At 72.3% G+C, this 26,546-nt stretch carries 22 protein-coding genes and 1 pseudogene; 11 read left to right on the top strand and 12 right to left on the bottom strand.

What is annotated here, in order from left to right; translation table 11 throughout:
• The first annotated feature begins 42 nt into the window (after positions 1–42).
• Positions 43–2,103, top strand: a complete 2,061-nt coding sequence (locus ABZX22_RS07895) for a protein kinase (RefSeq protein ID WP_354906830.1) — start codon at positions 43–45, stop codon at positions 2,101–2,103.
• Here ABZX22_RS07895 and ABZX22_RS07890 read toward each other — a convergent pair.
• From ABZX22_RS07890 to ABZX22_RS07860, 7 genes are read right to left on the bottom strand one after another with little or no spacing between them, the layout of a single operon-like run.
• Positions 2,081–3,403 carry a nucleotide pyrophosphatase/phosphodiesterase family protein gene (locus tag ABZX22_RS07890; RefSeq protein ID WP_354906829.1) on the bottom strand — a complete coding sequence of 441 codons (1,323 nt, stop codon included), beginning with the start codon at positions 3,401–3,403 and terminating at the stop codon, positions 2,081–2,083. The two genes, ABZX22_RS07895 and ABZX22_RS07890, sit on opposite strands and share 23 nt — an antisense overlap.
• Positions 3,403–4,467 (bottom strand): metabolite traffic protein EboE, encoded by a 1,065-nt coding sequence (gene eboE / locus ABZX22_RS07885; RefSeq protein WP_354906828.1) that lies wholly within the window; start codon positions 4,465–4,467, stop codon positions 3,403–3,405. The genes ABZX22_RS07890 and eboE overlap by 1 nt, the downstream gene beginning before the upstream one ends.
• On the bottom strand, positions 4,467–5,294 hold the full coding sequence (locus tag ABZX22_RS07880; protein WP_354906827.1) for a TatD family hydrolase: 828 nt from the start codon (positions 5,292–5,294) through the stop codon (positions 4,467–4,469). The genes eboE and ABZX22_RS07880 overlap by 1 nt, the downstream gene beginning before the upstream one ends.
• Positions 5,294–5,782, bottom strand: coding sequence for an EboA domain-containing protein (locus ABZX22_RS07875; protein ID WP_354906826.1), 489 nt, complete (start codon positions 5,780–5,782; stop codon positions 5,294–5,296). The genes ABZX22_RS07880 and ABZX22_RS07875 overlap by 1 nt, the downstream gene beginning before the upstream one ends.
• Positions 5,763–6,593: a sugar phosphate isomerase/epimerase family protein gene (locus tag ABZX22_RS07870; protein ID WP_354906825.1), complete on the bottom strand. Its 831-nt coding sequence runs from the start codon at positions 6,591–6,593 to the stop codon at positions 5,763–5,765. The genes ABZX22_RS07875 and ABZX22_RS07870 overlap by 20 nt, the downstream gene beginning before the upstream one ends.
• Positions 6,590–7,402, bottom strand: coding sequence for an SCO3242 family prenyltransferase (locus ABZX22_RS07865; protein WP_354906824.1), 813 nt, complete (start codon positions 7,400–7,402; stop codon positions 6,590–6,592). Before ABZX22_RS07865 ends, ABZX22_RS07870 begins: the two co-directional genes overlap by 4 nt.
• Positions 7,399–8,529 (bottom strand): inositol-3-phosphate synthase, encoded by a 1,131-nt coding sequence (locus ABZX22_RS07860; RefSeq protein ID WP_354906823.1) that lies wholly within the window; start codon positions 8,527–8,529, stop codon positions 7,399–7,401. The genes ABZX22_RS07865 and ABZX22_RS07860 overlap by 4 nt, the downstream gene beginning before the upstream one ends.
• A 127-nt stretch (positions 8,530–8,656) precedes the next feature.
• Between ABZX22_RS07860 and ABZX22_RS07855 the strand changes: the two genes are divergently transcribed.
• From ABZX22_RS07855 to ABZX22_RS07825, 7 genes are read left to right on the top strand one after another with little or no spacing between them, the layout of a single operon-like run.
• The gene (locus ABZX22_RS07855; protein WP_354906822.1) at positions 8,657–9,691 is read left to right on the top strand and encodes a Gfo/Idh/MocA family oxidoreductase; all 1,035 of its coding nucleotides are present in this window, start codon (positions 8,657–8,659) and stop codon (positions 9,689–9,691) included.
• A 2-nt stretch (positions 9,692–9,693) separates the two neighbouring features.
• A complete protein-coding gene (locus ABZX22_RS07850) occupies positions 9,694–11,124 on the top strand; it encodes a sugar ABC transporter ATP-binding protein (protein WP_354906848.1) in 1,431 nt (476 codons plus the stop codon).
• Complete coding sequence (locus ABZX22_RS07845; protein ID WP_354906821.1) at positions 11,121–12,146, top strand: ABC transporter permease; 1,026 nt, start codon at positions 11,121–11,123, stop codon at positions 12,144–12,146. The genes ABZX22_RS07850 and ABZX22_RS07845 overlap by 4 nt, the downstream gene beginning before the upstream one ends.
• Positions 12,143–13,123, top strand: coding sequence for an ABC transporter permease (locus ABZX22_RS07840; RefSeq protein ID WP_354906820.1), 981 nt, complete (start codon positions 12,143–12,145; stop codon positions 13,121–13,123). Before ABZX22_RS07845 ends, ABZX22_RS07840 begins: the two co-directional genes overlap by 4 nt.
• On the top strand, positions 13,110–14,348 hold the full coding sequence (locus ABZX22_RS07835; RefSeq protein ID WP_354906819.1) for a substrate-binding domain-containing protein: 1,239 nt from the start codon (positions 13,110–13,112) through the stop codon (positions 14,346–14,348). The genes ABZX22_RS07840 and ABZX22_RS07835 overlap by 14 nt, the downstream gene beginning before the upstream one ends.
• The gene (locus tag ABZX22_RS07830; protein WP_354906818.1) at positions 14,345–15,160 is read left to right on the top strand and encodes a sugar phosphate isomerase/epimerase family protein; all 816 of its coding nucleotides are present in this window, start codon (positions 14,345–14,347) and stop codon (positions 15,158–15,160) included. The genes ABZX22_RS07835 and ABZX22_RS07830 overlap by 4 nt, the downstream gene beginning before the upstream one ends.
• Positions 15,161–15,190: 30 nt before the next feature.
• Entirely contained in the window at positions 15,191–19,759 is a 4,569-nt protein-coding gene (locus ABZX22_RS07825; protein ID WP_354906817.1) for a ThuA domain-containing protein, read from the top strand.
• Between the two features lie 60 nt (positions 19,760–19,819).
• Here the strand turns inward: ABZX22_RS07825 and ABZX22_RS07820 are convergent, their stop codons facing one another.
• Complete coding sequence (locus ABZX22_RS07820; protein ID WP_354906816.1) at positions 19,820–20,161, bottom strand: hypothetical protein; 342 nt, start codon at positions 20,159–20,161, stop codon at positions 19,820–19,822.
• A 215-nt stretch (positions 20,162–20,376) separates the two neighbouring features.
• Between ABZX22_RS07820 and ABZX22_RS07815 the strand changes: the two genes are divergently transcribed.
• Complete coding sequence (locus tag ABZX22_RS07815) at positions 20,377–20,967, top strand: cysteine hydrolase (protein ID WP_354906815.1); 591 nt, start codon at positions 20,377–20,379, stop codon at positions 20,965–20,967.
• Positions 20,967–21,710 carry an SDR family NAD(P)-dependent oxidoreductase gene (locus ABZX22_RS07810; protein ID WP_354906847.1) on the top strand — a complete coding sequence of 248 codons (744 nt, stop codon included), beginning with the start codon at positions 20,967–20,969 and terminating at the stop codon, positions 21,708–21,710. Before ABZX22_RS07815 ends, ABZX22_RS07810 begins: the two co-directional genes overlap by 1 nt.
• A gap of 89 nt (positions 21,711–21,799) precedes the next feature.
• On the opposite strand, the gene ABZX22_RS07805 is transcribed toward ABZX22_RS07810, so the two are convergent.
• Positions 21,800–22,960 (bottom strand): serine hydrolase domain-containing protein, encoded by a 1,161-nt coding sequence (locus tag ABZX22_RS07805; protein WP_354906814.1) that lies wholly within the window; start codon positions 22,958–22,960, stop codon positions 21,800–21,802.
• A gap of 32 nt (positions 22,961–22,992) precedes the next feature.
• Here ABZX22_RS07805 and ABZX22_RS07800 point away from each other — a divergent pair, with 32 nt between their 5' ends.
• Positions 22,993–23,895, top strand: a complete 903-nt coding sequence (locus tag ABZX22_RS07800) for a cyclase family protein (RefSeq protein WP_354906813.1) — start codon at positions 22,993–22,995, stop codon at positions 23,893–23,895.
• Here ABZX22_RS07800 and ABZX22_RS07795 read toward each other — a convergent pair.
• From ABZX22_RS07795 to ABZX22_RS07785, 3 genes and pseudogenes are all read right to left on the bottom strand, one after another.
• Positions 23,873–24,472 carry a helix-turn-helix domain-containing protein gene (locus ABZX22_RS07795; protein WP_354906812.1) on the bottom strand — a complete coding sequence of 200 codons (600 nt, stop codon included), beginning with the start codon at positions 24,470–24,472 and terminating at the stop codon, positions 23,873–23,875. The two genes, ABZX22_RS07800 and ABZX22_RS07795, sit on opposite strands and share 23 nt — an antisense overlap.
• Before the next feature lie 767 nt (positions 24,473–25,239).
• Positions 25,240–25,788 (bottom strand): annotated as a pseudogene (locus tag ABZX22_RS07790) (glycosyltransferase family 39 protein); the annotation flags it as partial.
• A 69-nt stretch (positions 25,789–25,857) separates the two neighbouring features.
• A complete protein-coding gene (locus ABZX22_RS07785) occupies positions 25,858–26,313 on the bottom strand; it encodes a MarR family transcriptional regulator (RefSeq protein ID WP_354906811.1) in 456 nt (151 codons plus the stop codon).
• Positions 26,314–26,546: the final 233 nt, after the last annotated feature.

Raw genomic sequence — 26,546 nt, 5'->3', positions numbered from 1 at the left:
AGGTGCCCTCTCTAGGGGAGTTAACGGGGGAAAAGGGGCACCGTGGTCGAGTTGAGACCGCTCATTCCCGGGGATCCTGCGGCTGTCGGGGGACACCGCATCCTCGGCAGGTTAGGCGAGGGCGGACAAGGCATCGTCTATCTCGGCGAGGCGCCGGACGGGCAGCGCGTCGCCGTGAAGGTCCTGCAGGCCTACCTGATCGCCAACGCGGAGGCGCGCGAGCGTTTCGTCCGCGAGGTACGGATCGCCACCAGCGTGGCCAGGTTCTGCACCGCCCAGATCCTGGAGACCGGCCTGGTCGGCGACAGCCCCTACATCGTCAGCGAGTACGTCTCCGGCCCCTCGCTCGAGGAGTCCGTACGGGAGACGGGCGCCCGCACGGGAGCCGCGCTCGAACGGCTGGCGCTCAACACCGCGATGGCGCTGGCGGCCATCCACCGGGCGGGCGTGCTGCACCGCGACTTCAAGCCCGCCAACATCCTGCTGGGGCCCGACGGTCCCGTGGTGATCGACTTCGGCATCGCCAGGGCGCTGGACAGCGAGCTGTCCGGGATGACGCACCAGGGGCAGGTCTTCGGCACGCCCAGGTACATGGCGCCCGAGCAGTTCGCCGAGACGCCGGTCGGCCCGGCCGCGGACGTGTTCGCGTGGGCGATGACGATGGTGTTCGCGGCCAACGGGCGGCCGGCGTTCGTCACCGAGACCCTGCCGGGGCTGCTGCACTCGATCATGTACGAGGAGCCCGACCTCGGGGTGCTCGCCGGAGCGTTGCGGGATCTGGTGTCGCTCTGCCTGGTCAAGGACCCGGTGCGGCGGCCGACCGCCGAACAGCTCGTGGCCCATCTGAGCGGGGCCCGCACCCCGGTGCCGCCCCAGCCCGTCTCTCCGGCGTCACCCCAGCCCGCCCCGCCCGCCCAGCCCGTCCAGCCCGTTGGCGCGCCGCCGCCAGTCCCGCCCGTCGCCGCGCCGCCGCCCCACCATCCCGCGCCCGTCGCGCCTCACCATCCGGTGCCGGTCGCGCCTCCCCATCCGGCGCAGGTCGCGCCGCCGGGGCCGCAGCCGACTCACCCGGGCACCCCGCCCGCCGCCCCGGCAGCCCAGCAGCCGCCCCTCCACGGACCGCACGGGACGACGCTCCCCCCGCAGCCGCCGCTCGCGGGACTTCCCGGGACGACGATCCCGCCGCAGCCGCCGCCCGCCGCGCTCACGGGGACGACGGTCCCGCCCTCCGGGCCTGCGGTTCCGCCCTCCGGGCTTACGGTTCCGCCCCTCGGGCCCACGGTTCCGGCCGCCGGGCCCGTGGGGGCGACCGTCCCGCCGCAGGCGACCATCACCGGGGTGCCGGGGGCCATGGTTCAGCCGCCCCCTCCCGGCGCCGCGGGGCAGGGAAGCTCGCGGCCGGCGGGCAGGCGGCGGCTGATCGCCGTGCTGGCGGCCGCCGCCGTCATCGTGCTCGGCGGCGCGACGACCGCCGTCCTGCTCACCAGGGACGGCGCCACGGCGCAGGGCACGGCCCGAGCGCAGGCCCGCGATCCCCAGCCGAGCACGCTGCCCGTGGCCGTCCCCTCCACCGGCACCTGGTCCACGCCGCTGCCCAGCCGTACGCCGAAGACGAAAAGGAAGAAGACGCCCAGCCCCTCCCCGAGCCCGACCGCCGTCCCGAGCCCGGTCAGGAAGCTTCGCCTCACCAACCGCAACCTTCTGGCGAACGCCGGGTTCAACGACGCCGACCTGGCGCCCTGGTACCCCAGGGGCACCGTCAAGCAGGTCACCAGCGACCAGCACAGCGGCTGGGGCGCGGTCTGGCTGGCCGCCACCCCCGGCATGGACGCCGCCGCCGAGCAGGTGCTGACCAACCTGCGCCCCAACACCAGGTACACCCTGAGCGGATGGGTGCGCTCCGACGGCAGGCGGACCATGCTGGGCGTCAAGACCGCCGACCCCCACCGGGGCGGGTGGAGGGTGCACCGCGGAAAGAAGTACGCCTACTACTCGATGACCTTCACCACCGGCAAGGGCATGACCAAGGCGACGATCTTCTGCTGGCGGAAGGAGGCGGGCCAGGGCTACTGCGACGACCTCAGCCTGCGCGCCTGGAGATGAGCCCTTCGAGCAGGCCCTTGACCGCCGTGGCCGGGTAGGCGTCCCCGTCGAAGGGGCCGAGCAGGACGGGACCGTCGTCGGCGCTGTCGGGCAGCCGGCCGTGGCTGCCCCGCACGGGCGACGGGTCCAGCGGTACCACCGGCATCGTGTAGCGCAGGCCGAGCCTCTTGCGGGCCAGCGCCAGGCCCGCGCGCACCTTGACGAACGGATCGGCGGGATCCATGAACAGCTCGGCCGGGTCGTAGCCGGGCTTGCGGTGGATCTCGACCAGCCGGGCGAAGTCGGGGGCGCGGGCGTCGTCCAGCCAGTAGTAATAGGTGAACCACGCGTCGGGCTCGGCGACCGCGACGAGCTCGCCCGAGCGCTCGTGGTCGAGACCGTGGACGGCCTTGCCCGTCTCGTCCAGCACCTCGTCCACGCCGGGCAGCTCGGACACCACCGACCGCACCCTCGGCAGGTCGGCGGGGTCGCGCACGTAGACGTGGGCCAGCTGGTGGTCGGCGACGGCGAAGGCCCGCGAGGTCCACGGGTCGAGGTACTCCATGCCGGCCTGCGTGTACACCTCCAGCAGCCCGGCCGCGCGCAGCGCCCTGTTGACGTCGACGGGCCTGGAGGCGGGCGTGATGCCGTACTCCGACAGCACGACGAACGTGGCGTCCTCGGCCAGCAGGGGCGCGAGCGCGGTCTCGACGGCCTGGGCCGCGGCGACCGCCTGCGGACCGTCGGGGCCGTACCGTTGCAGGTCGTAGTCGAGGTGCGGGATGTAGACGAGCATCAGGTCGGGCCGGTGGGCGCGCAGGATGTGGACGGACGCGCCGACGATCCACTCGGTCGAGGCGATGCCCGCGCCCGGCCCCCAGTAGCTGAAGAGGGGGAACGGCGGCAGCTCGTCGTGCAGGGAGGGCGGTCGCGTGTAGCAGTCCGGCGACTTGCGCCCGTCGGCGTGGTAGATCGGGCGCGGGGTGACGAGCAGGTCGGCGGCCGCGCCCATGGCGTACCACCAGCAGACGTTGGCGGTGCGCAGGCCGGGGACCGAGTCCCACAGCTGGCCGCCCTGGATGAGCGCGTTGTGCTGCCGCCACAGGAAGACCTCGCCCAGGTCCCTGAAGTACCAGCCGTTGCCGACGATCCCGTGCCGGCGCGGTGGCGCGCCGGTCAGCAGGGTGGCCTGCATCGAGCAGGTCACGGCAGGCAGGATCGGGCGCAGCGCCGCCGCCGCGCCGACCTTGGACACTCCGGGCATGTGCGCGAGCAGGCGCGGGGTCAGCCCCACCACGTTGATCACCACGATCGGCGGCATCACAGCTCCTTCAGTCCGAGGGCGGCCAGCTCGTGCCGCATCCAGGTGAGCTCGGCGGCGATGCCGCCGAGCACGTCCTGGTCGGGCAGCACCGTCCAGGTGTAGGTCTCGACCTCGATGTGCCTGGTGAGCGGCGCGGCCAGCACGGCGCGCAGCAGCTCGCCGAGGTACCCGGCGGTGGTGGTCAGCGGCGGCGGAGGGTCGGCGTGCAGGGGCATGTGGAAATGGGTCCGCCACCTCTCCCCGTACGGCAGGCGCGCCAGCGCCTCGTCCAGGTCGTCGGCGTAGCCGGAGGCGCACCTGGTCTGGTGCAGGAAGCGCGCCTCGTGGAACCTCTCGAGCGCCCGCTGCGCCCCCGGCGGCGTCTCCAGCGCGCACGACGCCTGCAGCTTCACGATCGGCAGGTCGCCGAAGTCGAGCCCCTCGAAGCCGACGGCGAGGTGGCAGGCGTCCAGGCAGACGCCGAGGAGGTCGTCGCGCGGCAGCAGCTTCGCGGCCTGGGCGGTGGTCTCGATGACGCAGCCGGGTTCGGGCTCGAAGCCGACCCTGATGGTCTTGCCGGTCCGCTCGCCGACCTCGCGCAGCCCCTCGACCAGGCTGCCCAGCAGGGCGGTCGGCGCGCCCCTGGTGCGCCAGGCCAGCGGCAGGGTCGAGATCGAGCCCTCGGCCACGTCGTCCGGGAGCAGGGCGGCGAGGATCGCGGCCAGGTCGAGGGTGTAGGACAGCCGCGCGGGCGAGGACCAGTCGGGGGAGTAGACGCGGTGTTTCACCACCTCCCGCTGGAAGCCGCCGTAGGGGAAGCCGTTCAGCGTGACGACCTCCAGGCCGTTGTCGTCGAGCGCGGCGCGCAGCCGTACCAGCTCCCGGCGGTCGGCCAGCAGCGCGCGGGCGGCTCCGGCGGGCAGCCACAGCCCCACGCCGAGCAGCGGCACGCCGAGCAGCGCGCGGACGCGGGCGCAGGAGCCGGACAGCTGGGCGTGGATGCCCGGCAGGTCCTCGGCGGGGTGGACGTTGGTGCAGTAGGCCAGGTGCACGACCGGACCGCCGGGGTGCAGCAGGCGCATCAGCCACCCCGCCTGATCGTGTTGCCCGCGTAGTCGTCGCCCGGCACGGGCGCGGCGGGATCGACGCCGTAGAAGGCGGACGGGTTGCGCCACAGCACCCTGTCGACGTCGTCCTCGGTGAAACCGGCGGCGAGCATCGCCTCGCCGACGGCCCTGGTGCGCAACGGATCGCTGCGGCCCCAGTCGGCGGCCGAGTTCACCAGCATCCGCTCGGTGCCGTACTCCTGGAGGATCGCCACCATCCGGCCAGGGTCCATCTTGGTGTCGGGGTAGATCGAGAAGCCCATCCAGCAGCCGGAGTCGGCGACCATGCCCACCGTCACCTCGTTGAGGTGGTCGACCAGCACGCGCCCGGGCGGCAGGCCCTTGACGACGTCCAGCGTGCGCCGGGTGCCGGCGGCCTTGTCCCGGTGCGGGGTGTGCACCAGGACGGGCAGGTCGTGCTCGGCGGCCATGGCGAGCTGCGCCTCGAACGCCCTGTCCTCCGCCGGCGTCATCGAGTCGTAGCCGATCTCGCCGACCGCCACGACCGACTCCTTCAGCAGGTAGCGGGGCAGCTCGCCGAGCACGCCCACGCAGCGCGGGTCGTTGGCCTCCTTGGGGTTGAGCGCCAGCGCGCACAGGTGGCGGATGCCGTGCTGCGCCGCCCGGTACGGCTCCCAGCCCAGCAGCGCGTCGAAGTAGTCGAGGAAGCTGCCCACGTTGGTGCGCGGCTGCCCCAGCCAGAAGGCCGGTTCGACGACGGCGCGCACCCCCGCCCCGTGCATCCGCTCGTAGTCGTCGGTGGTCCTGGAGGTCATGTGGACGTGGGGGTCGAAGATGCGCATCAGATCCTCTCCAGCACGTCGGGGGGCACGGTCCTGCCGGCCGCCCTCCGTTCGTCGGCGTAGGCGGCCAGCATCCTGGCCAGCTCGGGGTCGAAGCGTTCGTCGAGGCCGGCGACCCGCTCGAGCGGGATCGCCATGAACACGCACTTCAGCACGCCCTGGCGGTAGGCGTGGTCGTCGAGGACCCGCGCGCCGTACGGGCCGAGGGCCGCGGCGACGAGCCTGGCGTCGTTGGTGCGCAGCGCGTCCTCCACCAGCGGCAGCGCCGCGTCGCCGAGGTCGAGCCGGTCCAGCGCGTCCAGAACGGCCAGGCGCTCGCCGGCGTCGCCGTTGCGGTACAGGGCGGCGACCGTCGCGGCGTCGACGTGGCCGAGCAGGGCGGCTCTGGCGGAGGGGCCGCCCCTGCGCGCCGCCACCGGGAACAGGCGGTGCGCGGTCTGCTGGTCGGCCTTCACCTGCGCCACGGCCTCAGCCGTCCAGTCGTCCATGTGCCCTCCTCAGGAAGTCGATCGACCGGCGGGCGACCTCGGGGGCGGCGTGGCCGTGCCTGGCCAGCTCGACCGCCACCTGGCCGCGGTAACCCGCGAGCGCGGCGATGACGGGCGGGAAACCGATCTCGCCCGCCCCGAACTCCAGGTGCTCGTGGACGCCCCTGCGCATGTCCTCGATCTGCACGTGCGCCAGGTACGGCAGCGCCCGCCGGACGCAGTCCGGCACGTCCTGCGGTTCCAGGCACCTGCAGTGCCCGATGTCCAGCGTGAGCCCGAAACGGGGATGGCCGCCGAGCAGGTCCCGCAGCCGTTCGTAGCCCGCCAGGTCGGCGACCAGCATCCCGGGCTCCGGCTCGAAGGCGAGTGTGACGCCCAGCTCGTCGGCGTCGCCGAGCAGCCGCTCGCACCATCCGGCCAGCCTGGCCCACGCCTCCTGCTCGCCGACGCCGTCCGGCAGGGCCCCGCTCCACAGGTGCACCACGGGCGCGCCGAGGTCCACGGCGATCCGCATGGCCCTGCGCAGGTAGTCGGCCCTGCGCCGGTCCCCCTCGCCGAGCAGCGTCGGGTGGTGCTTGCGCCACGGGTCGAGGGTGTAGCGGCCACCCGTCTCCACGACCGCGGTCATGCCGAGCTCGCCGAGCAGCTTGGCGGTCGCCGCCACGTCACGGGCGAGGCCGGGGGCGTAGGGGTCGAGGTGGCCGTGGTCGAGGGTGATCGCGGCCCCGGTGTAGCCGAGGTCGGCCAGGACGGCCAGCGCCTCGGGCAGCCGGTGGTCGCGGAAGCCGTTGGTGCAGTAGGACCAGTTCACGAGGTGGCCACCAGCCTCGACAGCCGGCCGCCGAAGGGCGCGGCGGCCAGCAGCGCCGCGGACTGGACGGGACGGCCGTGGCCGGCGACGGCGGCGGCCTGCAGGGGGATGAGCGCCACGATGCTCAGCCGGACGGCCTGCCGTACCCGGGCGGGATCGGGGTCGGCGCGCAGGCCGGCCAGGGCTCGCCCGGCGGTGGTGACGTAGCCGGCCAGCGGCGCGCCGGGGCAGGTCCAGGCGACGAGCGCGGCGGCGGTGGCGCAGGCGGCCACCGCGCCCCCGACGGTCGCGCCGGTGGCGCCCCTGGTCTCGGCGCGGCCGAGGACGCTGATGCCGTAGGTGTGCGCGCCGATGGCCAGCGCGGTGGGAACGGCCCGCGCCGCGCCGCCCGCGCCGAGCATGACGTCGAGCGCCCGGCACGCGGCCATGGCGGCGGGACCGGCCGGCGTGCGCTTGAGCGCCAGGTCGTAGGCCCACACCGCGCCCGCGAGCAGGCCGGCGAGCCCGAGCCCTCGCCTGCCGCCCGCGACGAAGGCGGTGAGCAGGCCCGCGCCCGTGCAGCCCACCGCCGTGGCGAGCGCCGTGGCGGGGCTGATCCGGCCGGACGGGACGGGGCGTTCGGGCCGGTCGACGGCGTCCTGGTGACGGTCCGACCAGTCGTTGAGCGCCATGCCGGCCCAGTACAGCAACGTGGAGGCCACCGCCGTCCCCGGGCGGGCGGGCGAGCCCGCGGCGGCGGCGCCGGCCATCGTGTCGCCCGGCACCGACAGCGCGGCGGGTGCCCTGACCAGTTCGAGCAGCGCTCTCATGCGAGCGACTCCGCGAAGGCCCGCAGCATGGCGTCCTGGGCGGGCAGGGCGTGCTCGGCGGCGCCGAGGGGGTCCTTGAAGAAGTAGCCGAGCTCGGCGAGCCCGCCCCTCCGGCCCCGCTCGTGGGCGCGGGCCACCAGCCTGGCCAGGTCCAGCACCAGGGGCGCGGCCAGCGCCGAGTCGCAGCCCTGCCAGGTGAACTGCATGGTCATCCGCACGCCCATGAACCCCTCGAAGGTGACGTGGTCCCACGCGGTCTTCCACTCGCCGAGGTCGGCCACGTAGTCGATGTGCGTGTGCCCCTCGACCCGGCCGCCGAGGATGCCCTCGACCACCCTGTCCTTCGAGGTCTGCTTGCTCGCCCTCGCCGCGGGGTCGGCCAGGGTGGCGCCGTCGCCGCCGCCGAGCAGGTTCAGGCCCGACCAGGAGCGCACGGCCAGCCCCCGCCCCTCGAACATCGGCGCGAGCGCGCTCTTCACCAGCGTCTCGCCCGTCTTGCCGTCGCGTCCCGCGTACGGCAGGCCCTCGGCCGCCGCCAGTTGCGCCAGCGCGGGAAGCGTGGGCCCCGTCGACGGGGTGAACGCCACGTAGCCGCACCCGGCGTGGAAGGCCGCGTAGGCGTACAGCGAGCTGGCCGGCAGGACCGACGCCCCGGTGGCCAGCGCCGCCTCCAGCGCTTCGAGATCGGCGAACTCGGGCCGCCACGGCACGGGCGGCTCGGTGGAGGACAGGTCCACCACCACGACGCGCGCCAGACCCTTGCGCTCGCGGAAGGCGGTGATGTCGCGGGCCAGCCGGGCGGCGGCGTCGGCCTGGTCGCCTTCGTGCGCGTGGCCTGGCCTGATCTCCGCCTCGGCCTCGTCCAGGTCGCCGGACAGCAGGGCGGGGAGCGCGGCGGGGATCACCCCCGCCTCGGCCAGCCGCTCGGCCCGCTTCCTCAGAGAGATGGAGGCGATGTCATGACCGCCGAACACGAGGTCGGCGATACCGGGTAAGCCACATGGGGGCAGCCGTTCCGCCACGCAGCCCGCGGCGGGCAGCAGTCCAGCCTTGATGGCCGCCGCCCCGACCATGACGGTCGTGGCGACCGAGCCCCTGGCGCCGATGAGCCAAACACCAATAGCCATAGATCGGTATATAAGCCGGGGGACTTGTGAAGTAAAGGCCCGACTTTTGCTTGACCGTCATCATAAGTCGAATCTACGATCACGAAACATGGAGGACATAAGCCGGGAATCGGCTGATAATCCCCGAGTGGGCATCATCGGGACCGGCTTCATGGGCCGTGTACACGCCCGCTCCGCCCGCCTCGCAGGCGCCACGATCGTCGGCGTCGCGGGGTCCAGGCCCGACAGGTCGCAGGGCCCCTACGCCTCGGCGGACGAGCTGATCGAGTCGGGCGCGATCGACCTCGTCCACATCTGCACCCCCAACCACCTGCACGCGCCGCTCGCCCTCAAGGCCATCGCCGCCGGGGTGGCGGTCATCTGCGAGAAGCCGCTGGCCACCGACGCGGAGACCGCGGCGCTCATGGCCGCCCGCGCCGACGAGGCGGGCCTGGTGGCCACGGTCCCGTTCGTCTACCGCTTCCACGCGATGGCCCGCGAGGCCAGGCAGCGCGTGGCGCGCGGGGACGTCGGCAGGGTCACCCTGATCCACGGCAGCTACCTTCAGGACTGGCTGTTACGCCCCGAGGACGACAACTGGCGGGTCGATCCCGAGATCGGCGGGCCCAGCCGGACGTTCGCCGACATCGGCTCGCACTGGTGCGACCTGGCCGAGTTCGTCACGGGCGAGCGCATCAGCGCGGTGTCCGCGCAGACGGGCGTCGTCCAGCGGGAGCGCGCCGGCCACGCTCCCGTGCTGACCGAGGACGTCGTCACCGTCCAGTTCCGTACGGCAGGCGGCGCGCTCGGCTCCCTCACCACCAGTCAGGTCTCGCCGGGGCGCAAGAACCGGCTCTTCCTCGAGGTGGCGGGCACCGAGCAGAGCCTGGCCTTCGACCAGGAGCAACCCGAGAAGCTGTGGCTGGGCAGGCGCGAGGGGTCGATGGTGCTGGTGCGCGACCCCCAGACGCTGACCGCCGCCGCCCTGCCGTACTCGCCGCTGCCCCCCGGGCACGCGCAGGGCTACCACGAGTGCTTCGAGGCCTTCGTCGCCGACAGCTACGCCGCGCTGCGCGGCGAGCGCCGCGACGGCCTGCCCACCTTCGACGACGGCGCCCGAGCCGCGCGCGTCTGCGACGCGGTGCTCGCCTCGGCGGCGTCAGGGGGGTGGGTCGAGTGCTGAGCATGACCGGGATCGGCAAGAGCTTCCTCGGCGTGCGGGTGCTGTCGGAGGTGGACCTGGCGGTCGAGGCCGGACAGGTGCACGCCGTCGTCGGCGAGAACGGCGCGGGCAAATCCACGCTCATGAAGATCCTGGCCGGGGTGCACGCGCCCGACGCGGGGACGATCACCATCGACGGGCGGCCGGTCTCCTTCAGCCACCCGCTCGACGCCCAGCGGGCCGGGGTGGCGATCATCTACCAGGAGTTCACGCTGCTGCCCGAGCGCAGCGTCGCCGAGAACGTCTTCCTCGGCCGGGAGCCGCTGCGCCGCGGCCTGGTGGACCGGGCCGGGATGGACGCCGCGACCGCCGCGCTTCTCGCCGAGCTCGGCGAGGACTCCTTCGGACCCCGCGACCCGGTCAAGCGGCTCTCGGTCGCGCAGCAGCAGGTCGTGGAGATCGTCAAGGCGCTCTCGCTCGACGCGCGCATCGTGGTGATGGACGAGCCGACGGCCGCGCTCGCCGACCACGAGGTGGAGCTGCTGTACCGGCTGGTCAGGCGATTACAGCAACGAGGGATCGCGGTGCTGTACATCTCGCACCGCCTGCGCGAGGTCTTCGACCTCGCCTCCCAGGTCACGGTGCTGAAGGACGGCCGCCTCGTCACCACCGTCGCCGCCGCCGAGGTCACCGCCGACGACCTGGTCCGCCTGATGGTGGGCCGCGACCTGGGCACCTACTACCCGCCGCGCGCCGCCTCGACCGGAGAGGTGCGCCTGCGCGTCACCGGCGGCGGCAACGCCCGCCTGTCGGACATCTCGCTGGAGCTGCGGGCGGGCGAGATCGTCGGCATCGCGGGCCTGCAAGGCTCCGGCCGCTCCTCCCTGGCCAAGGCGCTGTTCGGCGCCGCCCCCTTCACCACGGGCACGATGACCCCGGTCCGGCCCCGCTCGGTCCGCGAGGCCGTCGCCGCCGGCATCGGGTTGGTCACCGAGGACCGCAAGGCCGAAGGACTGGCCCTGCGCCAGTCCGTTCGTGACAACGCGCTGCTGGTCGCGCGCGCGGTCGGCCGCCGCGGCGGCTCCGTGCGCGACCTCCTCGACCGCGTACGGCTCTCGCCGCCCCGCCCCTCGCAGGAGGTGCGCTACCTGTCGGGCGGCAACCAGCAGAAGGTCGTCCTCGCCAAGTGGATGACGCTCGCCCCCGACGTCCTGCTCTTCGACGAGCCGACCCGCGGGGTCGACGTCGGGGCCAAGGCCGCGATCCACGACCTCATGCGGGAACTGGCCGAGGACGGGACGGCGATCATGATGATCTCCTCCGAGCTGCCGGAGCTGATCGGCATGAGCGACCGCGTCGTCGTCCTGCGCGACGGGCGCATCGCGGGCACCCTGCCGGCGGGCGCGTCGGAGGAGGCCGTCATGCGGCTGGCGGCCGGCGAGGAGGCGGCATGAACGACGCGCCCCCTTCCCGGCTCGAGGCCCCACGGGAGGCGGCCGTCCCCCGCAGGCGCGGGGCGGGCGCGGCGCGGCGCCGATGGGCGAACCTCGGCCCGACCAGGGCGGTGTTCGTCGCGCTCGCGGCCACGATCGTGATCGGCTCGATCCTCGTGGCCGCCGACGGCGGGAACCTGCTGACCATGGAGAGCGTCGTCGGCGTCCAGCAGCGCAGCGCCGCCCTCGGCATCGTGGCCGTCGGCCAGACCCTGGCCATCCTGGCGGGCTCGCTCGACCTGTCGGTCGCCTACCTCATCAGCCTGTCCTCGCTGGTCGCCGCCGAGATCATGCAGGCGGGCAGCGTCCCGGGGGGCATCGCCGCCGTCATCGCCGTCAGCGCCCTCGTGGGCCTGGTCAACGGCGTGGTGATCACCAAGCTGAAGGTCCACGCCTTCATCGCCACCCTCGGCGTCGCCCTGATCATCAAGGGCGTCCTGGACCATTTCTACGACGGCCCCGCCGGGCGCGTCCCCGAGTCGTTCCAGCACCTCGGCTACGACCGCGTCGGCCCCGTCCCCGTCTCCGCGATGCTGTGGGCGGCCGTGGCCCTGACCGCCTGGTTCCTGCTCGCCAGGACCAGGTACGGCTACCGCGTCCACGCCGTCGGCGGCGACCCCGACGTGGCCCGCCTGTCCGGCGTCCGCACCGACCGGGTGATCATCGTGACGCACGTCCTGTGCTCGCTGTGCGCCGGCATCGCGGGCCTGCTGCTGGCCAGCCGGCTCGGCGCGGGAGTCCCCACCGTGGGCACCGACGGCGGCTACGACCTGGAGTCGATCGCCGCGGTCGTCCTCGGCGGCACGGCGCTGGCCGGCGGCAGGGGCGGCGTCGCCGGCACCGTCGGCGGCGTGCTGCTGCTGGCCGTGCTCGACAGCGTCTTCAACCAGCTCGAGGTCAACTCCTTCGTCAAGGACGTCGTGCGGGGCGTGGTCATCGTGGTGGCCGTGGCCGTCTACGCCAGGAAGAGGAGCACCTCATGAAGCGCGCGCTCCCGATCTTCGCGGTCCTGGCCGTCCTGCTGGCGGCGATCGCGCTGGCCAACCCGTTCTTCCTCGAACCCGCCGGCTTCCTCGCCTTCGTCAAGCGGGCCGCGCCGCTGGTGATCCTGGCGGCGGGGCAGTACTTCGTGATCGTCTCGGGCGAGTTCGACCTCTCGGTCGGGTCGCTGGTCACCGTCGAGGTGGTCGTCGCCGCCCGGCTGATCGACGGGAACGAGGCGGCCACCTGGCCCGTCCTCGCCCTGGTGGTCGGCATCGGCCTGCTGGTCGGCCTGGTCAACGGGGCGGTGACGACGCTGCTGCGGGTGCCGTCGTTCATCACCACGCTCGGCATGATGCTCGTGCTGTCGGGCGCGGTGTTCCTCTGGACGGGCGGCGCGCCGCGCGGCGCGCTCTCGCAGGCCTTCAGGGTGTTCGGGCGCGACACCCTCTGGTCGGTGCTGATCCTCGCCGCCGTCGGGGCCGCGGCGGTCCTGCTCATGCGCGCCGACGTCGGCCGCACGCTCATCGCGACGGGCGACAACGCCCGGACGGCCGCGCTGTCGGGTGTCAGGGTCACCAGGGTCAAGATCTTCGCCTTCGTCGTCTCGGGCCTGGCCGCCGCGGTCGCGGGCGTCCTGCTCGGCGGGTTCGCGGGCGTGTCGGCGCAGGTCGGGCAGGGCCTGGAGTTCTCCGCCATCACCGCGGTCGTCCTCGGCGGCGTGGCGCTCGGCGGCGGCAGGGGGTCGGTCGTGGCCGCCATGGCCGGGGCGTTCACCCTGGAGGCGCTCTTCACCCTGCTCAACCTGTACGGGATCTCGGGGGCCCTGGAGTTCACCGTGCAGGGCGTCATCATCATCGCCGCCGTGGCGGCGGGAGCCGTACGACTGCCTTTCTCCCTCACCTCTCGAAACACCTTCCGCAACACCCCCCGAAACACCCCCCGGAAGTTCAAAGGAGACGCCCATGTCGCGTCGTAAACCCCTCATGCTCGCGGTGACGGCGGTCGCGCTGCTCGCCGCGGGCTGCACCAGCGACAAGCCGACGGACACGGCCACCGCAGCGCGGTCGTCGGGCCCCGCCTCCTCCGCCCCGGCCGCCGAGACCACAGCCTCCGGGACCACGGCCGCGGGCACCGGCCGGCAGTCGGCGTTCTTCGTCCAGGCCGACTACGACGCACAGCTCGCCATGCGCGCCAAGACCGCGCAGGGCCCGGCGGACAAACCGTGGGAGCAGGCCATCGACCCGCAGATGGTGAGCACCACGCAGTACAAGAAGGCCGGCGGGTACCACCTGTGCTTCTCCAACGCGGCGGTCAACAACCCGTGGCGGCAGGTCGGCTGGAAGAGCATGCAGGCCGAAGTGGCGCTGCACAAGGAGATCACCACGTTCACGGCCCTCGACGCCGAGGGCAAGGACGACAAGCAGATCTCCGACATCGCCGAGCTGACCGGCAAGGGCTGTGACGCGCTGATCGTCTCGCCGAACACCACCGCCACCCTCACCCCCGCGGTCAAGGCGGCCTGCGGGAAGCTGCCGGTGATCGTCTTCGACCGGGGCGTGGAGACCGACTGCCCCGTCACCATGATCAACCCGATCGGCGGCTACGCCTTCGGCGCCGACGGCGCCGAGTTCCTCGTCGAGAAGGTCCCCGCGGGTGGGAAGATCCTCGCCCTGCGCATCCTGCCCGGCGTCGACGTGCTCGAGACCCGCTGGTCCGCCGCCAAGGTGACCTTCGACAAGAGCGAGCTGCAGGTCGTCGGCGTGGAGTTCACCGACGGCGACGCGGCCAAGACCAAGAGCATCGTCAGCGACTACCTGGCCCGCCACGGCAAGCTCGACGGGGTCTGGATGGACGCCGGCGCGACGGCCGTCGCCGCCGTCGAGGCCTTCGAGGACGCGGGCGTGCCCGTCCCCGCCATGGTCGGCGAGGACCAGCAGGACTTCCTGCAGAAGTGGAAGCAGAACAACCTGACCGCCGTCGCGCCCACCTACCCCACCTACCAGTGGCGCACGCCCGTCATCGCCGCTCTCAAGATCCTCAAGGGTGAGGAGGTGCCGAAGACCTGGAAGCTGCCCCAGCCGAAGATCACCGCTGACACGCTGGACACCTACCTGCAGCCGAACATGCCGCCGCTGCACTACGCGCTGTGCGGGTGCGAGACCCTGCCCGGCTTCCCTGAGACCTGGGGCGGCAAGAAGTGAACCTCGGGGTCAACACCTGGGTGTGGACCTCGCCGCTCACCGACCGCGACCTGGCGGCGCTCGCGCCCAAGGTCGCGGGGTGGGGGTTCGACGTCATCGAGCTGCCCGTGGAGCAGCCCGGCGACTGGGACCCCGCCAGGGCGGCCGACCTGCTCGCCGAGCTCGGCCTGGCCGCCACGGTGGTGCTGGTCATGCCGCCGGGCCGGGACCTGGTCGCCTCCGGCACGGTCAAGGAGACCCAGGACTACCTCATGCACTGCATGGACGTGGCCGAGATCGTCGGGTCTCCCGTCATCGCCGGACCCGCCTACAGCGCGGTCGGCCGTACGTGGCGGATGTCGGGGGAGGAGCGCGCGGCCGCCTACGCCGAGCTGCGCGAGAACCTCAGGCCCGTCATCGACCACAGCCCGGTACGGCTGGCCGTCGAACCGCTCAACCGCTACGAGACCAGCCTGCTCAACACCGTGGAGCAGGCGCTCGAAGCCCTGCCGGAGGGCGCCGGCCTGGCGCTCGACGTCTACCACCTGAACATCGAGGAGAAGGATCCCGCCGCCGCCGTCCGCGCGGCCGCCGGCAGGATCGCGCATGTCCAGGTGTGCGGCACCGACCGGGGGACCCCCGGGCAGGACCGCTTCGACTGGCCGGGCTTCACGACGGCCCTGCGCGCGGCCTCCTACGAGGGGCCGCTCGTCATCGAGTCCTTCACCGCCCACAACCGGACGATCGCCACCGCGGCCTCCATCTGGCGGCCGCTCGCATCCAGCCAGGACGCTCTCGCCGTCGACGGGCTGGCCTTCCTCCGCACCCTCTGACTCTTCCCCTCTGTCACCGGAGTCACCGCCATGCGTCGTCTTTGCGCTGCCCTGATTCTCCCCTTCCTGCTGTTGTTACCGGGCACGGCGAACGCCACCGCCCACGAGACCTTCCGCGCGCTGCTCTTCACCAAGGCCGTCGGCTACGTCCACGGCTCCATCCCGGCCGGCATCCAGATGGTCAAGGACCTGGGCGCGGCCAACCACTTCGCGGTCGTGCAGACCGACGACTCCTCGGTGTTCAACGACACCGACCTGGCCGGCTACGACGTGCTGATCATGCTGCAGAACTCCGGCATGGTCTGGGAGAACGACGCCCAGCGCCAGGCCCTGCAGAAGTACGTCCGCTCGGGCAAGGGCGTCGTCGCCGTCCACAACGCGCTCGACATGGGCATCGAGAACGACTTCCCCTGGTGGGACGACCTGGTCAACGGCGGCGCGCACATGCCCGCCCACTCCCCTGGCGTGCTGCAGGGCACGGCCAAGGTCACCGACCGGGTCCACCCGTCGACCAAGGAACTGCCCCTGCGCTGGGAGCGCCCCGAGGAGTGGTACAACTTCGCGCCCAACCCGCGCGGCAACGTGCACGTGCTGGTGTCGGCCGACGAGAAGACCTACAACCCGGGCCCCTCGGCCATGGGACCGGACCACCCCATCTCCTGGTGCCGCAACGCCGAAGGCGGCAAGGTGTGGGCGACCGCCATGGGACACGACACCGCCTCCTACACCGAGCCCGCCTTCCGCACGCACGTCCTCGGCGGGATCAACTGGGCCGCGGGCGCCGCGGCGGGTGACTGCGGCGGAACGGTGAACAGCAGCTTCGAGAAGATCACTCTCGACGACAACACGGCCGACCCGATGGAACTGGACGTGGCCGCCGACGGCCGCGTCTTCTACGTGCAGCGCAAGGGCGAGATCAAGATCTTCAAGCCCGACACGCACACCACGGTCACCGCGGCCACCCTCGACGTCTACACCGGAGGCGAGGACGGCCTGGTCGGCATGGAACTCGACCCGGCCTTCGCGCAGAACGGCTGGATCTACCTCTACTACTCGCCCGCCTCCAGCGCCGAGGACGTCAACAGGCTCTCCCGCTTCACCGTGACGGGCGACAGCATCGACCTCGCGTCCGAGAAGAAGATCATCGACGTGCCCGCCTACCGGCAGCGCACCTACCCCGAGCCCGGCCACACCGGCGGCGCCGTGGAGTTCGGCCCCGACGGCACCCTCTACCTCAGCACCGGCGACGACGTGCCGCCCAACCTGTCGCCGGACTGGCAGGGCTACGCGCCCATCGACTGGCGGCCAGGCCAGCACATGCTGGACGCGGCCCGCACCGCGGGCAACACCAACGACCTGCGCGGCAAGATCCTGCGGATCAAGCCGAAGGCCGAGGGCGGCTACGACATCCCCTCGGGGAACCTGTTCGCGCCCGGCACGGCCAAGACCAGGCCGGAGGTCTACGCGATGGGCTTCCGCAACCCGTTCCGCTTCACCGTCGACCAGAAGACCGGCTACGTCCACGTCTCGGACTACGGGCCGGACCGGGGCGGCCCGACCACCGACCGCGGCCCCGAAGGGCTGGTCGAGTACAACGTCATCAAGAAGGCGGGCAACTTCGGCTGGCCGTTCTGCCACGGTGACAACCAGGCCTACGCCCCGTACAACCCCGACACCAAGGTCGTCGGGCCCAAGTTCGACTGCGCGAACCCGGTCAACGACTCGCCGAACAACACGGGCCTGACCGAACTGCCCCCCATCGAGCCGCCCATCATGTGGTATGGCTACGGCACCTCGCCCTCCTTCCCCGAGCTCGGCTCCGGCGGCTCGGCCCCGATGAGCGGCCCCGTCTACCGCTACGACGCGGCCTCCACCTCTCCCACGAAGTTCCCCGCCTACTTCGACGGCACGAACTTCTTCTACGAGTGGTCGCGCCACTACGTGAAGACCATCCACCTCGACGACCAGGACAAGCTCCTCAAGATCGACCCCTTCCTCGGCACGTTCGTCAAGCCCATGGACATGACCTTCGGCCGGGACGGCTCGCTGTACCTGCTGGAATGGGGCAGCTCCTTCGGCGGCGGCAACAACGACTCGGGCCTTTACCGGATCGACTACTCCGCCGGCGCCCGCGCGCCCATCGCCAAGATCACCACTTCGCGCACCGACGGCCCGGCGCCGCTCAGCGTGGAGTTCGACAGCGCGGGCAGCTTCGACCCCGACGGCGACCCGATCGAGTTCTCGTGGGACTTCGACGGCGACGGCACCTTCGACTCCACCGCGGCCAAGGCCACACACGTCTACGAGGCCAAGGGCCAGTACACCGCGCAGCTCAAGGTCAAGGACAGCACCGGCAAGGAGGGCTTCTCCAACGTCGTCATCACGGCCGGCAACACCAAGCCGGTGGTGACCCTCGAGGCGCCGATCGACGGCAGCACGATCGAGTTCGGCCAGGACGTGCCGTACAAGATCAAGGTCACCGATCCCGAGGACGGGACGGTCGACTGCACGAAGGTCTTCGCCAACCCCGCGCTCGGCCACGACGACCACGAGCACGAGACCGTCGAGATCCCCGGCTGCGAGGGCACCATTTCCACCAGCGACATCGGCGGGCACCCCGCGGGCGCCAACCTCTACTACGTCATCAACGCCCACTACACCGACAAGGGAGAGCAGCCGCTCACCGGTTACGCCAAGGTCGTCCTGCAGCCGAGGCGGAAGCAGGCCGAGTACTTCAAGACCTCCTCGGGCGTCAGGGTGATCGACCAGGCGGGCGCCGAGAGCGGCAAGCGCATCGGCGACATCAGCGACAACGACTGGATCGCCTTCACCCCGCTCGACCTCAACGGCGTCACGTCCGTCTCCTTCAGGGTCTCCAGCCCGTACGGCGGAGGCATGATCGAGCTGCGCGCCGACGCCCCCAACGGCACGCTCCTGGCCACGGCCCCGGTCCAGAACACCGGCGACTGGGACACCTACCAGATGACCAGCGCCGTCCCGGTGAAGAACGACGTGCGCACCAAGACCGTCTACGCGGTGTTCAAGAACAGCCGTGACAACGGGTTCGACCTGGACGCCGTCCAGTTCGCCGGCGAGGACGCGGGCGGCGGGCTCGAGCCCGGCGTCTACACCGTCACCGCCCAGCACAGCGGCAAGAACGTCACCCCGGTGTCCCTGCTCGACGACGCCAAGATCGTGCAACTGGGCGCGACCCAGGGCGACGAGCAGAAGTGGGAGGCGATACCCGCCACCGCGGGCGGCTACCAGCTCAAGAACGTCAAGAGCGGCAAGTGCCTGGACGTGCCGGGCGGTTCGACCACCGCGGGCACCCAGCTCGTCCAGTGGACCTGCCACCCCGACGGCGCCGCCCACCAGGTCCACCAGCGCTTCTTCATCACCTCCGCCGGCGACGACCACATCGTCACGGCCGCGGCCAGCGGCCTGTGCGTCGACGTCAACGGCGTCTCCCAGGCCGACAACGCGGCGGTGATCCAGTGGACCTGCGCGAACGCCCCCAACCAGCGCTTCCGCTTCACCTCCGCCGCCGGCGCCGACCGGACGCCGCCGGTCACCACCGCCAAGGCCGCCCAGCCGAACGCGGCCGGATGGCACACCACCGCGCCCGTCGAGGTCACGCTGACGGCCACGGACGAGGCGTCGGAGGTCGCCGCCACCGAATGGCGTCTCGACGGCGGCGCCTGGACCCCCTACACCGAGCCCGTCCTGGTCAGCGGGGACGGCACCAGGAAGGTGGAGTTCCGCTCGCGTGACGCCGCGGGCAACGTGGAGGAGCCCAAGGCGCTCGACCTCAAGCTCGACGCCACCGCGCCCGTGACCACCGCCGCCTTCGCCCCGCCCAACGCCGAGGGCTGGAACGACGGCGACATCCCCGTCACGCTGTCCGCCGCCGACACCACCTCGGGGGTGTCGCAGACGGAGTACTCCCTCGACGAGGGCGCCTGGACGGCCTACGCCGGCCGGCCCGTGGTCGTCAGCGGCGACGGACCGCACGAGCTGCGCTACCGCTCGACCGACACGGCGGGCACCACCGAGCAGGAGAAGGCCGCCGTCCTGAAGATCGACGGCACCAAGCCCACGCTCATGGTCTCGGGCGTCTCCGACGGCGAGGTGTACGGCGACGCCCAGGACCTGCGCATCACCTGGCAGGCCGTCGACACCACCTCGGGCGTCAAGACCACCACGGGCACGCTGGACGGCTCGGCCCTCACGCCCGACTCGGTGGTGCCGCTGTTCCCGCAGACGCTGGCCGCGCACACCGTCTCCGTCACGGCCGGCGACAACGCGGGCAACGCGATCACCACGAACGTCCGCTACGCGGTGACCACGTCGCTACGGGACATGCAGAACCTCGTCGACCGCTTCAGGGCGACGAGCTGGCTGTCGGGGCCGGCGGCGCAGTCGCTCACCCGGGAGCTGACCAAGGCGCGGAAGGCGGAGGCGTCCGGCAGGGACGCCAAGGCCGTCCGGCATCTGCAGGACTTCAAGAAGCTGGTGGCGGACGTGCGGCTGGTGCCGAGGGCCGACGTCCGCCAGGTCCTGACCAGGGACGCCGACAAGGTCATCACCACGCTGGAGTGAGACACCGCACATGAAGGAGCCCCCGGACCCGACGGTCCGGGGGCTCCTGCCATCCTGAGGTCAGGCGGCGCTCGCCTTGCGCTGGAGGTCCATGAGGATCTCCATGGCCGCCGTGTTCCACTCCATCTGGCGGTTGTTGAACTCGACCTGCCGGTTGTTGAACTCGGTCTGGCTGGTCCGGAAGTCCTCGAATTCGGTCTTGAGCCCCTTGAGCTCCCGAATGTCGGACTTGATGCCGGTCAGCTCCTTGGTGACCTCGGATCTGAAGGCCTTGAGGTCGTTCGCGACCCCGTTGATCCGGTGGGTCAGGTCCTCCAGGCCCTGCATCATGTCCGTCCGCGTCTCGATGATCGTGTTCTCGATGTCGGTGGCGAACTGCAGGCCGGATTCCTTGATGCCCATCTGTGTTCTCCCTTACGGTGAGGGAGGGACCTGGACGGTATCAGCGTTCAGGTCCCGTTCTGGTGTTCTAACCATAGCGACCGACGTGTTGTCGACACAGAGTAATCCGCACTTCTCGTCATCGGAAAATCACTCCAGGTAATTCTTTATAACCCGGGCTGGGAAATGTTAACCTCCGTCTACCAAGCAAGCGCTCGATCGAGCGGAGGTGGCGGGTGGATCGCACGGCCGTCCTGGTGATGGAGATGCAGAGGGGCGTCGTCGGAGACATCGCGCGATTTCCCGACCTGGTGGCCACGTGCGAGAAACGCGACGTCTTCCGTAACGCCGCCCACGTCCTGCGGGGCGCGCGGAACTCCGGCATCCCGGTGGTCCACTGCACGGCCGCCTTCCGCGCCGACCGGGCGGGCTCCCACGCCCGCACCACGCCCTTCCTCGCCCACCTGCTCAAGGACCCGGCCCACATGCTCGACGGCACCCCGGCCGTCGAGGTGCTGCCGGAGTTATGGGACCCCGGTGACCTGGAGAGCCGCCGCTTCCACGGGTTCTCGCCGTTCACCGGCACCAGCCTGGACATGACCCTGCGCTCGCTGGGCGTGGAGCGGGTCGTGGCCCTCGGGGTGTCCCTGAACCTCGGCATCCAGGGCCTCGCCATCGAGGCGGCCGCCCTTGGCTACCGGGTCACGGTGGTGACCGACGCCGTGGCGGGCATCCCCGAGGAGTACGCGCAGGCCGTCCTCGACCACACCATCGGCCTGCTGGCGACCAGGGTCACGGCCGCGCGCGTCTGGGAGGGCGGCCGGTGATGGAGGGCATGAGGCTGGACGGCAGGACGGCCGTGGTGACCGGGGGAGCGGGTGCGATCGGCGCCGCGATCTGCGCGGACCTGGCCGCCCTCGGCGCGCGGGTGGTGGTCGCCGACGTGAACGAGGAGGGCGCGGCCGAGGTGGCGCGGTCGCTGCCCGGGGGATCCGGTACGGCCGGCCGCGTCGACCTCGCCGACCCGGATTCCATCACGGCCTTCTGCGGGTCCGCCGGGCCGGTGGACATCCTGGTCAACAACGCGGGAGTCTCGATCGTCGAGCCGTTCACCGCGGGCGATCCGGCCCACTGGGACCTGATGTGGCTGGTCAACCTGCGCGCCCCCATGCTGATGACGAAGCTGCTGCTGCCCGGCATGGTCGAGCGCGGCTGGGGGCGGCTGGTGTTCGTCTCCTCCGACGGGGCCAGGGCGGGCTCGGGCGGCGAGGGCGCCTACGCGGCGACGAAGGCGGGCCTGTTCGGGCTGGCCAAGACGCTGGCGAGGGAGGCGGCCAGGGGGCAGGTGACCTCGAACGTGGTCTGCCCGGGCCCGACGGACACCCCGATGCTGCGCAGGGTCGACGCCGAGAAGCCGGGCCTGGTCGACAGGATCGCGAAGGGGATCCCGCTGCGCAGGCTGGGCGCGCCGGGGGACGTGGCGGGCCTGGTGGCGTACCTGTGCACCGACAGGGCGGCCTACATCACCGGCCAGACGCTGTCGGTCAGCGGCGGGGTGACCATGCAGTGAGCGCCGCGCGCGTCGTCGGCCGCGGCGGTGGCGCCGCGGGTGCCGGTGAGGGTGCCGGTGGGAGCGGTGGTGGGGGCGGCGGCGGCGGCTCAGAGCGCGTCGTAGACGGCGGCGGCCAGCTCCCACGCGGGTGTGGTGGCGGCGAAGGTGGCGGACAGCATGTTCATGGTGTAGGCGATGGCCACCCCGCGCGCGGGGTCGCCGAGTCCGAGGAAGCCGCCCAGGCCGGTGTGCCCGAACGCGGTGGGGGCGAACGGGGCGAAGCTCTCGGAGGAGGTCATGAAGCCGAGCCCGAACGCGGTGCCGATGTGGAGCACCCGGTCGGGCCCCGCGACCCTGGGCCGGACGGCGTCGGCCAGCGTGTCGGGCCGCAGGATCTCGCCCGCGATCAGGGCACGGTAGAAGCCGGACAGCGCTCTCGCGGTGCTCACCAGCCCCATGGCGGGCCAGCCCGCGCGCAGGACGGCGGGGTGGTTGGCGCCGCCCTTGAGCCGGTGCACGCCGGGGTTGCCGAGCGCCCTGTTCATGAGGCTGTACGGGTCGCGCGCCGCCCGCTCGGCGGCACTCAGCGCGGCGGCCGGGCCTGCGGGCGGTACGGCCGGGCGGGGGCGCGGGGCGGCCGGGCCGGAGGGCCGGGCGGGTGGCGTGTCGGCTGGAGAGGGGGCCGGGTCGCCCGCCGAGAGCCTGGCCACCGCCGGGAGGATCTCGTCGGGCGCGCCGAGCCACATGTCCAGGCCGAGCGGCCCGGCGATCTCCGCGGCGACCAGATCGGCCACCGGTTTGCCCGTGACCCTGCGCACCACCTCCCCGATCAGGAACCCGTAGGTCAGCGCGTGGTAGCCGTGGGCGGTGCCCGGCTCCCACAGCGGCGACTGGCGGGCCAGCCGGGCGGCGATGGCGGCGTGGTCGCCGTACTCCTCGACCGGCACCTGCTCCTCGATGACCGGCAGTCCCGCCTGGTGGGTGAGCAGGTGCTCGACGGTGACCCCGGCGGCCGAGAATGCGGGCCAGATCTCCTTCACCGGCGTGGAGAGGGCGAGCTGTCCCCGTTCGACCAGCAGCAGGGTGACCGTCGCCGTGATCGCCTTGGTGCAGGAGTAGGTCAGCACGGGCGTGTCCGCGGCCCACGGGCGCCCGGTACGGCGGTCGGCGACGCCGCCCCACAGGTCGGCCACCAGTTCCCCGTCCACGTGGACGGCGAACGCCGCGCCGAGCTCGGTGTGGCGCGCGAAAACCTCGTCAAGCCGCATGGACCACCCTCCGGAAGAAAGGAAGCGCTTGCTTGGTTACCGAGCCTAACAACTGGGGCCGCTTCGGCCCAGACGACCAGCGCGGCACGCTCAACCTGCTCACGCCTGAGGTCGTGCTGCGCGCGCTGGCCAGTGCCACGACCGGCAGGGTGCTCAGCCTGTCGATGCCGATCAGGGGCGCCACGTCGTCGCCCGCCCCGACCACCGTCCCCCACCTGCGCGGCAGACCACTGCCCCAGCACTTCATGTCGGTCGACGGCGGCGACTACGCGGCCGGCGCCCGGGGGATCGGCGCGGGCCTGCGCGTGGCCGACGACGCGCTGGTCGTCACCCCCCACGGCACCACGACGCACATGGACGCCCTCTGTCACATGTGGGAGGGCGAGGAGCTCTACAACGGCCATCCCGCGGCGCGGGTCCGTTCCTACGGCGCGACCCGCTGCGGCATCGAGCACGCCGGAGGGGTCGTGGCGCGCGGGATCCTGTTCGACGTCCCCGGCCACCTCGGCATGCCGCACCTGCCCGCCCACTTCAGGATCGAGCCGGCGCTGCTTGAGGAGATCCACGCGGACGTCCGGCCGGGCGACGTGGCCGTGATCCGTACGGGCTGGCCGCTGACCTGGCCGGACACCTACTGGACCGGACAGCCGGGGCTGTCGCCGGAGGCGGGCCGCTGGCTGGCCGCGCGCGACGTCGCCGCGGTCGCCGGCGACAACGCCGCCATCGGGGGGCTGAACGCCCGCCAGCTCGCCGACGAGGGCCCGGCCGACGACCTGCACCTGATCCTGCTCCACCGCCATGGCATCCACCTGGTCGAGATGCTGTGGCTGGAGGAGCTGGCCGCGGCCGGGCCCGCCGAGTTCGTCTTCGTGGCCGCGCCGCTGAAGATCGAGGGGGGGACCGGCAGCCCGGTCAACCCGCTGGCGATCCTGTGAGGCCGAGGACGCGCAGCGCCTGCGTCGCGGTGTCGCGCAGCCGGGCCGGATCGGTCGCCCCCTTGCCGACCAGCCGCAGCCCCTGCAGCACGGTCAGCAGGAACCGGGCGAGCGCCATGGGGTCCTGGCTGTCGTCCAGCTCGCCCCGCTCGCGGGCCCTGGTCAGCGCGGCGGCGAGGGTGGCCTCGACGAAGTCCCAGTTGGCCGCCACCCGCCGCGCCAGCTCCTCGTCGTGCGGGGCCAGCTCGACCGCGGTGTTGACGACCAGGCAGCCGCGGTGGTCGGCGTCGTGCGCGGCCTCGTCGGCGAACCTCAGGACCAGATCCCGTACGGCGGGCAGTACCGGCCCCGGCCCCGACAGCAGGCCCTCGAAGTCGACGCCCTGCTCGAGATAGCGGTCGTAGGCGCGCAGGTAGAGCTCCCGCTTGCCGCCGAAGGTCGCGTAGATGCTCGCCCTGCCGATGCCGAGGTGCTCGACCAGGTCGGACATGGAGGTGGCCTCGTAGCCCCGCCGCCAGAACAGCTCCATGGCCTTCTGCAGCGCCTCGTCGGGATCGAACTCCTTCGTCCTGGCCATGCGCCCGACGCTAGATCTTTCTGGAACGGTCTGTCAAATATCAGCTGTACTCCTGGAAGCGCGGCCAGGCCTCGCTCCAGGGCATCCTGAGCCCACTGCACACGAGCACGGGCAGGCCGCGGAACTCGTTGTCCACGCCGGCCGCGTTGTCGACCCTGCCGTGCTCGACGCAGGACCGGAACACCGTCTCCAGCCCCCGGCGCGGGTACTTCACCGCCACCGCCACGTCGGCGCAGCGCGCCCGCCTCGCCGTAGCTGCCCGCCAGCAGCACCGCCCTGGCCCGCTCCTCGGGCGTCAGCGTCCGTACGGCCGCGCCGACCGCCGCGGTGAACTCCGGCCAGCCGATCGACTCCCTGGCGACCTCGTTGACCCGAGGGACCGGCGTCATCCCCACCAGCGAGACGGGGATCAAGGGGAGCGCGACGAGCGCGCAGAACGCGCCGTTGATCGCCAGCGCGGGCGCGAGGCCCTCGGTCACCCCCGCGCAGAACAGCAGGATGACCAGCCCGGCCGTGTAGTCGAACCGGCCGCCGCTGATCAGCGTCAGCGCCGCCGCCACGGGGTAGGCGACGGCCAGGCAGCGCAGCCGCTCGTCGCGCCACAGCCGCAGCCAGCCGCGCGCCGCGACGAAGGCCACGACGGGGCCGAACAGCACGATCTGCATCGGGACGAACAGCGCGCGCATTTCGGCGCCCTTGGTCTCGCTGAGCGCGGCCGCCATCGCCAGCTGCGGCCAGCCGTTCGTGGCCTGGAAGATCAGGTTCGGCGCGGCGATCAGCGCCGCCACCGCGACGCCCGCCCACAGCCACGGGTCGCGCAGGATCCTGCGCGGGCCCACCGCGAGAACGCCCGCGGCCAGCCCGATGACCAGGAGCGCGATCAGGTGCTTGTTGTAGGTCGCCGCGCCGATGACCGCGCCGGCCGCGAGCCACCAGCGGCCGTCTCCGGTGCGGAGCACGCGCAGCACGAACAGGATCGCCGCCGACCACAGCGGCAGGTCCGCGCTGAGCGTCAGCAGTGAGTGGCCCGCGACCAGCGCGAACGCGCCCGTGCCGATCCCCGTGGCGGCCAGCACCTGGGCCTTGCGGTCGCCGCCCAGTTCCCTGGTGATCAGCCCGACCAGGAGGACCAGCGCCGCGGCCGACAGCGCGGCTGGGACCCTGAGCCCCGTCGGCGTGTCTCCGAACAGCGCGATCGAGACCTTGGCGAGCATCGGGGTGAGCGGCGGCTGGTCGACGTAGCCCCATGCGGGATGCTCGGCCAGCAGGCGGAAGTACAGCTCGTCACGGTGGTAGCCGTACAGCGGGCTGAGCACGAGCAGGAGCGCCGACAGCAGGGCGGCGACGAAGGCGAGCGGGCGCCAGGCTAAAGAGGGCACATCCGATCAACGTAGTCCGCTGCGCTGGCCCTCGGCCACCCGCCGGAAGACACGCCTGAACGCGGCGTACTCCTCCGCGCCGACAAACTCGGCGTGCCGCCGCTCGATGTCGGCCACGATCCGGTCGGACCTGGCCATCTGGTCGAGGCCGAGCTCGGTCGGCACGACGAGCTTGGCCCTGCGGTCGCGTGGGTCGGGTTCCCGCCGCACGTATCCCAGCTCGACCAGCTCGTCCACCAGCGTCCCGATCACCTGCTTGTGCTGGCCGGACAGCTGGGCCAGGTCGGTGGCCCTGCTGCCGGCCTCGTCGAGGTAGGCCAGGACGGCGCCGTGCCGCGGGCGCAGCCGGGGGTGGCCCTGCTCGGCCAGGGTGCCGAACAGCTCTTTCTGGAGGGAGAACAGCACCTGACCTGCCATGACACCGAGATCGGGGTCGGCCTGCTTGCGTTCGGCGCGGCTCAACGAGGCTCCTTTGGTCACTGATGCTTACTATATCGCGCTTCGCGTGACGATTCTCATCACCGGCTCTCATCACCGGCTCTCATCACCGGCGCGACCGGTGCCGTCTCCTCCGCCCTGCTCGCCTGTCTCCCTACCAGGCAGGATGGCAGGGTCCTCGGGCGCGATCCGTCGAAGGCCCCTCCGGGAGCGAGGCGGCGGTCGGCGACCTCGGCCGGCCGCCGCCGGTCATGACG

The sequence above is a fragment of the Nonomuraea sp. NPDC003804 genome, assembly GCF_040610675.1.
Classification (GTDB): Bacteria; Actinomycetota; Actinomycetes; order Streptosporangiales; family Streptosporangiaceae; genus Nonomuraea.
The sequence above is the reverse complement of the archived record's forward strand: the minus strand, read 5'-3'. Positions and strand labels throughout refer to the sequence as shown.